We start from the raw sequence: 12,239 nt of genomic DNA on the forward strand, positions 1-12,239 counted from the left end.
CAATTCTTGCAACCTCACCATCTGGCGTGTCGCGTGCCGATCGCATGCAAACCATGGAAGAAATTTCTGAGCCTGATCGCGCTGGGCGTGGTTCGGTCCGCTTCAGGACTCCGGCTTGGCTTTCGCCCGCGGGTGCGCCGCGTCATACACTTTTGATAAGTGCTGAAAATCTAGTGCCGTATAGATTTGCGTGGACGTGATGCTGGCGTGGCCCAGCAGTTCCTGCACCGCACGCAGGTCGCCCGACGATTGCAGCAGGTGTGACGCGAACGAATGGCGCAGCACGTGCGGGTGCACGTGCACCGGCGTGCCGGCGCGCAGCGCGTGCTGCTTCAGGCGGGTTTGCACGACGCGCGGCGTGATGCGGGTGTCGCGCGCCGACAAAAACAGCGCGGCGCCACCGTCGCGCGCGGCAGGGCGCACCGCGAGCCAGCGCGCCAGCGCCTCGCGCGCCGGGCCGCCGACCGGCACCCGGCGCATCTTGTTGCCTTTGCCGGTCACTACCACTTCGCCCGCCTGCAGGTCGAGCCAGCCCAGCGAGCCCGGCTGGCCGCCGCGTGCATCCTGCCAGGCCACGTCCAGACCCGCCAGTTCCGACACGCGTAGCCCACTTGAATACAGCAGCTCGAACATCGCGTGATTGCACAGCTCGAATGGCTCGAGATGGCCGCGCTGGTTTGCTTCCATCAATTGCACGGCGTCGTCGACCGCGAGCGCCTTCGGCAAGCTCTGCGCGCGCTTGGGGGCGCGCACGCCGTCGACCGGATTGGCGGCAAGCGTCGTCTGGTGCGACAGCCATTCATAAAAGCCGCGCCAGCCCGAAAGCTTGCGCGCAATGGTGCGCGCGGACTGGCCACCGGCATGCAGCTTGCCGGCAAAACGGCGGATGTCGGCGTGCACCAGCCGCGCCCAGTCGCTGTGGCCGGCCAGCTCCGCGAGCTCGGCCAGGTCGCGCCGGTAGGCCGCGATCGTGTGCGGTGACAACTGGCGCTGGGTGGCCAGTTCGCCGAGGTAGCGCGCGGCCCAGTCGGATGGCGGCTCGCGCGTGTCCATGCTGGTCAAGCGCGCAGCGGCGCCAGGGCGGTGGTGGCGGTGGCAGCGATGTGGACCAGGAAATCGGTCGCCATCGCGGTGGTGAAGCGCGCCGGATCGGGCGAACCGAGCACCAAGAGGCCAAAGCTCTGGCCCGGCGCGCCGAGCGGCAGCATCACCGTCGAGCGGATCGCGTCGGCGTCGTCCAGCCAGCGCACCGCTTCGAAATCATTGTTCGGGCCGCAATACGGCGCGCGCAGGCTGTTGGCGAAGATACGTGCGTCGTCCGAGACATTGCTGGCAAACCAGGCGTCGGCATGTTCCGGGGCCACATGCCACAGGCGCAAGGTTACTTGCGGCACGGTGAAGTGGGTGCGTAAACCCTCGGTCAGGTCGCGCGCCATCGCGGCGCCGCCTTTCGACACCAGCAGGGACTGGGTCCAGGCGTGGAAGCGGTTGGCGATGCCGGCGTTTTCTTCGGCGCGGCGCGACAGGTCGGACAGGCGCAGTTCGAGCGCACGGTACTTGTCACGCATGACTTCCATCTGGCGTTCCTGGAGCGACACGGTGCGGCCGGTCAGCGGACTCGACAATTTCACTTCACCCAGCAAGCCGGCTTGCTCCTGGAAGAATTCCGGGTGATCGGTCAGGTATTGTGCAACAGTGCTGGCGTCCAGTGGTGCAGTGCTCATGGGGGAATAGGGTATTGAAAATGGATCGGGTCATTTTAACCGACGCTGGGCGTTGCACCGGAGAACAAAAAAGACGCCCGCAGGCGTCTTTTGATGAATGGGGATTCGTCAGAAGCGGTGACGGATACCCAGCTGCAAGGCGCGGCCATCGGCGCCTGGCGCTTCGGTAAAGCCGCCCGGATTGCCCGAGGTGCCCGGCGAATACTGGGCTTCGTTGTCGTTCTTGATGAACGCCAGCGCCGTGTACAGGTCGGTACGCTTGGACAGGTAGTAGTTGTAGCCCAGCGCGTACAGGTTGGCATCGCTGTTGGACGCGGTGCGGTCGTTCTGGTGCGCGTACGACGCGACGATGCGGCCGTTGCCGATCTTGTAGTGGAGGCCGACCTGATAGCTGTTGGCGTCCTGCTTGGTGTTGGCCGAAATCGCACTGGCAAAAATACCGCGCAGTGCCTGCTGGGTCGGGAGCGGGATGCCTTGCGCGGTCAGCGCCGGGCCCACGGCTGTGTCCCAGCCATTCAGGTAGTCGGGGATCAGCGCCGAATTCTCGTTGCGCTGGCTGTGGAAGCCGGCGAAGAATTTCCAGCTTTCGCCCAGTGCGTAAGAGCCGCCAACGGTCAGCGTGCGCAGGCTTGGGCGATTCTGCTGGTCGTAGCCATGGTTGTAGCCAACGCCGACGTCGAAACCGTTGGCTTTGTACGTTACCGCGCCAGCGCGGAACTTGTTATAGCGGCCGAGGTAACCGGAATTGCGCGCGCCATACATCACCGAACCGCCCAGGCCGTTTGGCAATGCGATGCGGTACTGGATGGCTTCCTGCGAGCGGATGTCCGCGCCCAGCGCGGTAAAGCCGGCAGTGCCGCCCGTGACGTGGCCCCAGGTGCCGGCCGTGCCCGACTCAAACGCATCGGCCATATTGAACACTTCGTAGCCAGGCGTGTACATGCGGCCCAGCAGCACGGCGCCGATCGGGGTGATCAGGCCGACCATCGAGGTGCGGTCGAACAGGGCTTTTTCCTGGTTGACGGCAGGGCCGCCCGGCGGCTGGATGGCCGCTTGCAGACGGTCGCGGATGGCGACCGGGATGCGTTCCATGCCGCGCAGCAGGTAGCGGCCCGGATTGTCGTTCATCAGCGTCGGCTGCTGCGAACCGGTGTCGAGTTCGACGCGGGCTTCGAGATTGAAAATCGCCTTGTAGCCATTGCCCAGGTCTTCGGAGCCACGCAGGCCGAGGCGTGAGCCATCGGCGCCGCCGCTGTAGATCTTGGTCGGGCCGCCTTTTTGCCACATCACGCCGGCGTCGGCAATGCCGTAGATCTGGACACTGGTCTGGGCCAGGGCGGTGCTTGCGAAGGTCGCGCCGAGCAGGGCGGCGATAAGGCATTTTTTCATGGTGTCTCCATATTATTTTCTTGTCGCGTGGCATGGGCCCGCTACGCAAATATGCCATTGCCTTGCTGCACTGTACAGAACGCTCGTTCGGAAAGGCCTTGGTAGCGCATCCTCGTTGTGAAAAGGCTACAGAGTGTTGCAAACGACAAGGGCGGACACCGTTACCGGTGCCCGCCCTCGAGAAGTTGTGGTCCGCTACAGTTGGTTCAGAACGTGTGGTGAATGCCGATGTCGTACTGGTTGATCGTGCCCGGGGCGGTCGGGCCGCCTTTTTTGCGCGACACGTCAAAATACAGGTAGGTACGCTTGGACAGGCTGTATTCATAGCCCAGAGACAGTTGCTTGACCTTTTCCAGGCCATCGGTGTCCTTCTGACCATAGCCAGCGAGGAATTTCCCAGGGCCGACCGTGTAATTCGCGCCCACCACCCACGAACTGGTATCAGTATTGAACAGGCGCGTATTGTCTTCGTCGAGCCGTGTGAACGTGCCCATCAGCTTGAGTTCGGGTGTCGGGCTCACCGAGGCGCCGATCGACCAGACCTTCGATTCGACGGCGTTGCGCTCGTAGGCGGCCATCAGCGCAGCCGGGCCGTTGTTGTAGGTGCCGGAAATGGAGAACGGATTGGTCGAGGCTTCAGTACTGGCCGCATACTGCGGCGCCGCTGCACTGCCACGGCCGATGATGGCGACGGCGCCATTGTTTTCTTTGGTGGCGATGGCCGTGTTGAGCTGGAAGCCGTTCACGACCGGCGAGTTGTACCAGACCGCGTTCGACCAGCGATTGGCGGTGGAACCGACCGGGTCGAGGGGCTGCGAGCTGTAGCCGGCCACGCTCAGGTCGGTATAAAAGCCGCCTGCGGTTTCGATCGCGTGGAATGGTTCGAAGGCACCGATGGTTTCGTGGAACGGGGTCAGGCCGCGGCCGATGCGCAGCATGCCGAAGTCACCCTGCAGGCCAACACGGCTCTGGCCCTGGAACAACCGGCGTCCATTGCCATCGGGGCCGATTTCGGCGCTGCCGGTGTCCGGCTCATAGCGCGTTTCAAGCTGGAACAGGGCCTTGAGGCCATTGCCCAATTCTTCGGTGCCCTTGAAACCGAGGGTGTTGGCCGAGCGCTTGCCGATGCTGACATTCTGGCTGCTGCGCTTGACGATGCCGGCATCGAGGTTGCCGTAGACCTGTACTGACGTCTGCGCATGGGCCGCACCGGCGCAAGCGCCAAGCAGTGCGACAGCCAGGAGAGAGGTCTTCATCGGGGTAATCCTGTCAATAAAGTGAACACGTACATCTGGAGCGTTGAGACCTGGCTGAACGCGCGATACGTGCACCTTAAATCTTTCAAACGTCAAGACTAGCTAATCCGTCAATTATCGGGGGGCCGCCGCGCTCCTTGCCAATAAATCGAACCGTGCTGTTGTATTTTTGAAACGAGCGTCTTAAATCAGGGTAATGCGGCGCCTTTCAACGGGGCAACCCGACGTTTGCCGGCCTCGGCCTGACAGTTTGTCTTGCGAATATCCGGAACAGTTTCATCGGATTCGTGCTGTTTTGTGACCTCTCAATCCGCTCCGGAATCCAATCGAATCGCCATCTGCCACGGCGTAGACTTTGGCCTCGTTCGCACAGCAGCGCCGCGTGGTGCCGATAGCTTGTATATTTGCAACTCCCACGTTGCCGCTGTGTGTCGCAGGCACACTTTCCATGGCGTTCACGTCATGTCTCTCACGTATTCCAACGATGGCTAACCGCGAAGAACTGGCGATCATCCGCAATGCCCGTGCCGGCCAGGTGGCAGCCCAGCTCGCGCTGGGCAAGCTGTACCTGTTTGGCAGCAGCAGCTTGCCGCAAAGCCTTCCTACCGCGCTGCACTGGCTGGAGCGCGCGGCGCGGCAAGATTGTCCGCCAGCCTGGCAATTGATCGGCAACCATATCCCGCTTGAATTAGCGCAGCGCGACGCAGCCGGCGTGTCGCAGTGGTACGAACGCGCGTATGACGATGGCAGCGTGCATGCCGGGCTCGTGTTTGCGCAACTGGTGCTCGATCCCCTGGCGCCGACCGCGCAACAGCAGCAGCCCAAAGCCGTGCGCGCGCTGGAAGACGCCGCGCGGGCCGGGTTTTCGCATGCCCAGGTGCTATTAACCCGGCAACACGAGCAGGCCGCCAGCAGCGCGGCAGTCACGCCGGCCATGGCGGCGCGTACGCAGGCGGTGCAGGGTGCGACCCATGGCGCGCCGCATGGCGCGAGATTCTCGCCCGCGCAATGCGCCGCCATGGTGCAGCATGCAGGCCTTGACGCCCTGTGGTTCGCGCGGCGCTGGGCCGATTATCTGCACCTGGCGTTGCCGCAGGCGCGGGCGCTGGTAGATGAACACGGCGAGCGCGGCGAGCCCGGCGAACTGCGCCGGTTCGCGCCGGACGAGATCGCGCTGCTGTCGCGTTGCGCGCGTCTGATGGATCCTGCGCTCGATGGGGTCCATGGCGTGGGTGGCGCCGATGGTGTTGGTGATGTAGGGGTGGCCGGCGCGGCGCCGGCGCCCTGCGATCCCGGTGAGCTGGCCATCTTCTGGGAACTGGCTGCCGCCGAACACGATCCCCACGCGCAACTGGCGCTGGGCCTGCGCTCGGCACGCATGCGGGTGGATGGCCGGCGCATTGGCAGTGGCGATGCGCATGCTGCGCACGTTGCCAATTTCAAACGGGCGATCCGTTGGCTGACACTGGCGGGCGAGCAGGGGCTGGCCGAGGCGTGGTACGCGCTGTCGCGTATCTGTATCAAGCCAGAATTCTCACAGCGCAATGTCGCCGATGCCCAGCGCTACCTCGAACGCGCGGCTGAGATGGGTTACCGCGACGCGCAACTTGAATGCGGCCACAACGCCTGGCGCGCGCGCCGCGAAAACGAGAACAACGATGTGCGGGCCGTGTACTGGCTGCAAAAGGCGGCGCAGCAAGATGCGCCGGACGCGGCCGGCCTGCTGCACAAGATCGCGCCGCGCCTGACCACCACACCGTACACCGACACGGGTGCCTTGCTGGCGCTGCACGCCGGGGCGCTGGCGGGGCATCCGCTGCTGGCGGCGCGTCTCGAACTGGCGCAGCTGTTCAACCTGTCGCGCCCCGAAGCCCTGCTGCTCGATGTGGTGGCCGCCGACCAGGGCCATTGCCTGGTCATCGATATCCGCGCCAGTTACGGACGCAGCAAGCGGCGGTTGGTGATGGTGGCGCCGGGGCCCGAGCGTCAGGCGCTCGACCGCATCGTGCGCCTGTTCGACCCGGTCGATTGTGGCCCGGCCGGGCCGGAAGGCAACTACCGCCAGCGCCTGTACCGGCTGCGCACGCTGCTCAACATTGCGCAGCCTGACAGCGACGATGGCGCCGGGACCGACGTCGGATTGGCGGCCTGACGCGCATGTCGTTCAATCAAGGCACGGCCGCCTGACTTGGCGGCATCAGGCTCAGATCTCGACTTCGCCTTCAAACACCGACACGGCCGGGCCGCTCAGGTATACCGGCTGATCCGGGCCGGCCCAGGCGATGCTCAGTTCACCGCCACGGGCCGAGACGCGCACCGGCGAATCGAGCAGGCCGCGCCGGATGCCGGCCACGACCGCGGCGCAGGCGCCGGTGCCGCAGGCCAGCGTCTCGCCCGCGCCGCGCTCGAACACGCGCAGGCGGATATGGTGCCGGTCGATCACTTGCAGGTAGCCGGCATTGACCCGTTTCGGAAAGCGCACGTGGCGCTCGATCAGCGGGCCCGTCTCTTCCACCGGCGCCGCATCGACATCATCGACCACTTGCACCGCATGCGGATTGCCCATCGACACCACCGATACGAAGACGGTTTCATCGCCGACTGGCAGCGGCCACAAGGTGTCGTCGCCCTGGGCCATGCCTGCCAAACCGGTTTCGTCGAACGGCACGTCGGCCGGCACGAGGCGCGGGGCGCCCATGTCGACCGTGATGCTGCCATCGTCTTCCAGGCGCGGGTTGATGATGCCCGACATGGTCTGCACGCGAATGCTGCGCGCCTGTGTCAGCCCCTTGTCGACAACAAAGCGCACGAAGGCGCGCGAGCCGTTGCCGCACTGCTCGACCTCGCCGCCATCGTTGTTGAAGATGCGATAGCGAAAGTCCACCCCAGCGTCAGTCGGGCGTTCCACGACCAGGATCTGGTCGGCGCCGATGCCGAAGCGGCGGTCGGCCAGGCGGCGCCATTGCGCGACGCTCAAGTCGACCTGCTGGTTGATTGCATCGACGACGATGAAGTCGTTGCCGGCGCCGTGCATCTTGGTAAATTTCAGTTTCATGGCTTTAATCGTACAGCGAAGGTTCACCCGGCGGCCGGGTTTTAAAACGTTTGTGGGTCCAGAAATATTGTTCCGGCGCTTCGCGCACGCGCTCTTCAATAAAAGCGTTCATGCGGCGGGTGGCTTCGACCATATCGTCGCCCGGGTAGTTTTCCCAGGCCGGATAAAAGCGTACGCGCCAGCCCTGGTAATTCGGCAGGTAGGTCGCGATGACAGGAATGACCTTGGCGCCGGTCGTGCCGGCAATGCGGCCCAGCGCGGTGAGGGTCGCGGCCGGCACGCCAAAGAATGGCACGAACTCGGCATCCTTTTCGCCGAAGTCCATGTCGGGCAGCATGAAGTAGGGCAGGCCGTCGCGCAGTGCGCGCAGGATCGGCTTGATGCCTTCCTTGCGCGTCACCAGGCGTACCGGGCCGTAGCGCTCGCGGCCGTGACGCAGCAGGCGGTCAAAGTCTTCGTTTTTTTGCGGCACGTACATGCTGCACACCGGAATCACACGGGCGCCGATGCCGGCCACGTCCAGGCACACGAAGTGCGGACACAGCAGGATCGTCGGGCCGTCCTGCATGGCGGCCAGCGGCACCGATGGTTCGATCTGGATCAGGCTGCGCACGCGTTCTTCGGGCGCCCACCACAGGATCGAGCGCTCGAAGATGCTGCGGGCGTAGGCGCGGAAATGCTGTTTGGCGATCGTGCGGCGCGCGCGCTCATCGAGCTCGGGCAGGCACAGGCGCAGATTGGTCAGCGCGATCTTGCGGCGCTTGCCAAGAATCAAAAACATCAGGCTACCGATCGCTTCGCCGAAGCGCCCCAGAATGGGCAACGGCAGGAAATGCAGCAACCACATAAATCCCAGCAAGATCTTCATGGCACGACCTCGGTGTCCGGGCCCGCCACGCCGTCCGGCTGCTTGTAGCGGTTATAGCTCCAGAAATACTGCGCTGGCGCACGGGCGATCAGGTGCTCCATCGCGCGGTTGATCGCGGCTGCCTGCTCGGCACCGGTGCCCGACAGGTCGCCATCGAACTCGACGAAGCGCACGATGTAGCCGGCGCCATGCGGACGGCGCTCGGCATACACCAGCAGGATGTCGGCCTTGCCGAGCTGGGCCAGCTTGGCCGGCAGCGTCATCGTGTAGGCATTGCGGCCAAAAAATGGCGCCCAGACGCCTTCGCCTTCTTGTGGCACCTGGTCTGGCAGCAAGCCGATCGGCTGGCCGCCCTTGAGCGTCTTGGCCAGGATGCGCACGCCCGACAGATTGGCCGGCGCCAGATGCAGGTTGTGGCGCGCACGGGCGCCTTCGACCAGCGGCTTCAATGCGCTCTTGCGCGGCGGGCGATACATGACCGTCAACGCCGTGCGCAGCGCAATTTGCTGGGCCGTCATTTCAAAGCAGCCCAGGTGTGGCGTAAGAAAGACAATCCCGCGACCGGCGTCGAGCCGCGCCTGGACCAGGTCCCAATTCTCTACCGTGGCATGCCTGGCAACCCGCTGCGGGTTGGCGCACCAGACGAACGCGAGCTCGATCGCGGCCTTGCCGGCCTCGGCCACGGCCGCGCGCCAGTGGGCGTCATAGCCGGCCTGGGCCAGGTTGGCGCGCAGGCGCTTGCGATACGATGGCGACAGGCCATATACCAGCCAACCCATCGCTGCGCCCAGGGCGTGCAGGAGTGGCAAGGGAAAAACGGAGAGTATCCGGAAAAGTACAACTAGCATGTCGTTTGTTGGGTAGTGGACGCCACGCGCGTTTCCACACCAAAATTCCAAGGAAGCGTAAAATACCACTTTATGCTGGATCCGCCGAGTTAACAGACAACTTGCGAAGCGGAATATAAATGTCGCTAAAGCGTCGCAGGCTCAGTTTGCTGCGGCAGAATTATGACCCGTAACAGGAGCCTTCATGTCGAACGACTACCTCTTTACCTCTGAATCCGTTTCCGAAGGCCACCCAGACAAGGTGGCTGACCAGATTTCCGACGCCATCCTCGATGCGATCCTGACCGAGGATCCAACCGCCCGCGTCGCTGCAGAAACGCTGTGCAATACCGGCCTCGTCGTTCTCGCCGGTGAAATCACCACCCACGCCAACGTCGACTACATCAAGGTCGCACGTGACACCATCAAACGCATCGGCTACGACAATACCGATTTCGGCATCGACTACAAGGGTTGCGCCGTCATGGTCTGCTATGACAAGCAGTCGCCGGACATCGCGCAGGGCGTCGACGAAGGCAAGGGCATCGACCTCGACCAGGGCGCCGGTGACCAGGGCCTGATGTTCGGCTATGCCTGCGATGAAACGCCAGAGCTGATGCCAGCTGCCATCTATTACGCGCACCGCCTGGTCGAGCGCCAGTCGCAGCTGCGCAAGGATGGCCGTCTGCCATGGCTGCGTCCGGATGCCAAGTCGCAAGTCACGCTGCGCTACGTGAATGGTCGCCCGGTGGCGGTCGACACCGTCGTGCTCTCGACCCAGCATCATCCTGACGTCACGCACGCGCAGATCGAAGAAGCCGTCATCGAAGAAATCATCAAGACCACGCTGCCGCGCGAATGGCTCAAGGACACCCGTTTCCTGGTCAACCCGACCGGCCGCTTCGTCATCGGCGGCCCGCAGGGCGATTGCGGCCTGACCGGCCGCAAGATCATCGTTGACACCTACGGCGGCGCAGCACCGCACGGCGGCGGCGCGTTCTCGGGCAAGGATCCTACCAAGGTCGACCGTTCGGCTGCGTACGCCGCCCGCTATGTGGCGAAGAACATCGTCGCCGCCGGCCTGGCGCGTCAGTGCCAGGTGCAGGTCAGCTACGCCATCGGCGTGGCGCGTCCGATCAATATCACCGTGTACACCGAAGGCACCGGCGTGATCCCGGACGACAAGATCGCAGCGCTCGTCAACGAGCACTTCGACCTGCGCCCGAAAGGCATCGTCCAGATGCTCGATCTGCTGCGTCCGATCTACACCAAGACCGCTGCCTACGGCCACTTCGGCCGCGAAGAGCCGGAATTCACGTGGGAACGCACCGACAAGGCAGCCGAACTGCGCGCAGCGGCCGGCATCGCCTAATTTCCTGGCTTCCTGGCGCGCGCACCGCGACCGCACAGCGAACCCCAAAAATTGCCCTGCAGTTTTTGGGGTTTTTTCTTGCCCATTGCCATACAAGGACGCCATGCAGGTACTACCCATCTACCAAGTCGATGCCTTCACAGACCGGCTGTTTGGCGGCAATCCGGCTGCCGTCGTCGTGCTGGACGCGTTTCCCGACACGGCGCTGATGCATGCGATCGCTGCTGAAAACAACCTGTCCGAGACGGCGTTCCTGGTACCGCATGACGGGCAATACCGGCTGCGCTGGTTCACGCCGCTGGTTGAGATGCCGCTGTGTGGCCATGCGACGCTGGCGAGCGCGGCGGTCGTCATGGAACGGCTCGAGCCCGGTCGCACGGAAGTCGTGTTCGACACGGCAAGCGGCCCGTTGCCGGTGCGGCGTTCAGCAACCGGCTATGTGCTGAATTTCCCTGCCCGCAAACTGGTGCCGGTGGTGGCACCGCCCGGCTTGGCGGCGGCCCTGGGTTGCCATCCGCACGAACTGCTCGACGTCCTCGACGATGGATTCGGCTATACGGTGGTGCTGGCAGACGCACTCGCCGTGCGCGAACTGGCGCCGGACTTCAATGCCATCGGGCGCCTGCCGCGGCCTGGTCTGGCCGTGACGGCGCGGGGCGATGGCGACTACGATTGCGTCAGCCGCTACTTTGCCCCGGCCAAGGGCGTGCCGGAAGACCCCGTCACGGGCAGCGTCCATTGCGCGCTTGCGCCATACTGGGGCGCGCGGCTGGGCAAGACGACACTGCGCGCCTTCCAGGCATCGCGCCGCGGCGGCGAACTGGCGTGCCGGCTGGTCGACGGCCGGGTCGAGCTCGAAGGTGGATGCGTGCTGTATCTCGAAGGCCGCATCACTGTTTGAATTACCCGTTTTCATTTCACAGGAGACCCCATGCTGAAAATTCTCGGAAAAGCTGCCTCGCTCAATGTGCGCAAGGTCTTGTGGACCTGCAGCGAACTGGATATCCCGTTCAAGCGCGAAGACTGGGGCGCAGGCTTTCAGTCGCCCCAGCAGGAAGCCTTCCTTGCGCTCAACCCCAACGCGACGGTGCCGGTCATCGTCGATGGCGACTTCGTGCTGTGGGAGTCGAACGCGATTTGCCGCTACCTGTGCGCCAACAGCGCCGAACAACACCTGCTGCCACCCACTCCGCGCGCCCGCGCGCTGGTCGAGCAATGGATGGACTGGCAAGCCACCGAACTGAACAATGCCTGGCGCTATGCGTTCATGGGACTGGTGCGGGGCAGCCCGGCGCACCGTGATCCGGATCAGATCGCAGCGAGTATCGCCAGCTGGCACCGTCATATCGGCATTCTCGAGCGCCAGCTGGCCACCACCGGCGCCTACGTCACGGGCGCGCAATTCTCGCTGGCAGACGTCGTGCTCGGTCTGTGCGTCAACCGCTGGCTGCTCACGCCGATGGAGCGGCCGCACTATCCGGCCGTGCTCGCTTACATGGAACGCCTGAATGAACGTTCGGGATTCCGCACGTTCGGCGCCAACGGCGAGCCGTGAAGCCCGAACCGCCGGCCACCGGTGTCGGGTCACGCCGTGTACCGGTGCTCGTCCAGGCAAGCATATCCATGGCGGATCAGGCGTGCTAAACTACTTCGTTCCGAGGAGCGTTGCGACTGAAAGACTCCTTTCAGCCAGGCTCGGATATCAGCAACTGCGCTCACGTTACTTTTTTCTAATCATTGAAAGGAGG

At 64.1% G+C, this 12,239-nt stretch carries 11 protein-coding genes and 1 riboswitch; of the genes, 4 read left to right on the top strand and 7 right to left on the bottom strand.

The genetic code is table 11. The features are described from left to right. Positions 1-102: 102 nt before the first annotated feature. The 4 genes from xerC to AC1MGT_RS12310 form a co-directional block, all read right to left on the bottom strand. Positions 103-1,053 carry a tyrosine recombinase XerC gene (gene xerC / locus AC1MGT_RS12295; protein ID WP_499504284.1) on the bottom strand — a complete coding sequence of 317 codons (951 nt, stop codon included), beginning with the start codon at positions 1,051-1,053 and terminating at the stop codon, positions 103-105. 5 nt (positions 1,054-1,058) lie between these two features. Continuing rightward, positions 1,059-1,724, bottom strand: a complete 666-nt coding sequence (locus AC1MGT_RS12300; RefSeq protein ID WP_332531935.1) for a DUF484 family protein — start codon at positions 1,722-1,724, stop codon at positions 1,059-1,061. A 108-nt stretch (positions 1,725-1,832) separates the two neighbouring features. Beyond that, positions 1,833-3,113, bottom strand: coding sequence for a porin (locus AC1MGT_RS12305; protein WP_499500394.1), 1,281 nt, complete (start codon positions 3,111-3,113; stop codon positions 1,833-1,835). A 206-nt stretch (positions 3,114-3,319) separates the two neighbouring features. After that, positions 3,320-4,369, bottom strand: coding sequence for a porin (locus tag AC1MGT_RS12310; RefSeq protein WP_499500395.1), 1,050 nt, complete (start codon positions 4,367-4,369; stop codon positions 3,320-3,322). 484 nt (positions 4,370-4,853) lie between these two features. On the opposite strand from AC1MGT_RS12310, the gene AC1MGT_RS12315 reads away from it, so the two are divergent. After that, a complete protein-coding gene (locus AC1MGT_RS12315) occupies positions 4,854-6,521 on the top strand; it encodes a tetratricopeptide repeat protein (RefSeq protein ID WP_499500396.1) in 1,668 nt (555 codons plus the stop codon). Between the two features lie 51 nt (positions 6,522-6,572). Here the strand turns inward: AC1MGT_RS12315 and dapF are convergent, their stop codons facing one another. Genes dapF through AC1MGT_RS12330 form a run of 3 tightly spaced genes read right to left on the bottom strand, consistent with a single transcriptional unit; the run spans position 6,573 to position 9,140 of the window. Then, entirely contained in the window at positions 6,573-7,424 is an 852-nt protein-coding gene (gene dapF / locus AC1MGT_RS12320; protein WP_499500397.1) for a diaminopimelate epimerase, read from the bottom strand. A 4-nt stretch (positions 7,425-7,428) separates the two neighbouring features. After that, positions 7,429-8,292 carry an LpxL/LpxP family acyltransferase gene (locus AC1MGT_RS12325; RefSeq protein ID WP_499500398.1) on the bottom strand — a complete coding sequence of 288 codons (864 nt, stop codon included), beginning with the start codon at positions 8,290-8,292 and terminating at the stop codon, positions 7,429-7,431. After that, a complete protein-coding gene (locus tag AC1MGT_RS12330; protein WP_499500399.1) occupies positions 8,289-9,140 on the bottom strand; it encodes a lysophospholipid acyltransferase family protein in 852 nt (283 codons plus the stop codon). Before AC1MGT_RS12330 ends, AC1MGT_RS12325 begins: the two co-directional genes overlap by 4 nt. Positions 9,141-9,324: 184 nt before the next feature. On the opposite strand from AC1MGT_RS12330, the gene metK reads away from it, so the two are divergent. From metK to AC1MGT_RS12345, 3 genes are all read left to right on the top strand, one after another. Further along, positions 9,325-10,491 (top strand): methionine adenosyltransferase, encoded by a 1,167-nt coding sequence (gene metK, locus AC1MGT_RS12335; protein ID WP_258837074.1) that lies wholly within the window; start codon positions 9,325-9,327, stop codon positions 10,489-10,491. A 103-nt stretch (positions 10,492-10,594) separates the two neighbouring features. Then, complete coding sequence (locus tag AC1MGT_RS12340) at positions 10,595-11,392, top strand: PhzF family phenazine biosynthesis protein (protein ID WP_499500400.1); 798 nt, start codon at positions 10,595-10,597, stop codon at positions 11,390-11,392. A 30-nt stretch (positions 11,393-11,422) separates the two neighbouring features. Further along, on the top strand, positions 11,423-12,046 hold the full coding sequence (locus AC1MGT_RS12345; protein WP_499500401.1) for a glutathione S-transferase family protein: 624 nt from the start codon (positions 11,423-11,425) through the stop codon (positions 12,044-12,046). Between the two features lie 96 nt (positions 12,047-12,142). Further along, a riboswitch (S-adenosyl-L-homocysteine riboswitch) is annotated at positions 12,143-12,215 on the top strand. Positions 12,216-12,239 lie beyond the last annotated feature (24 nt).

Source organism: Telluria sp. BA11 (assembly GCF_056680305.1).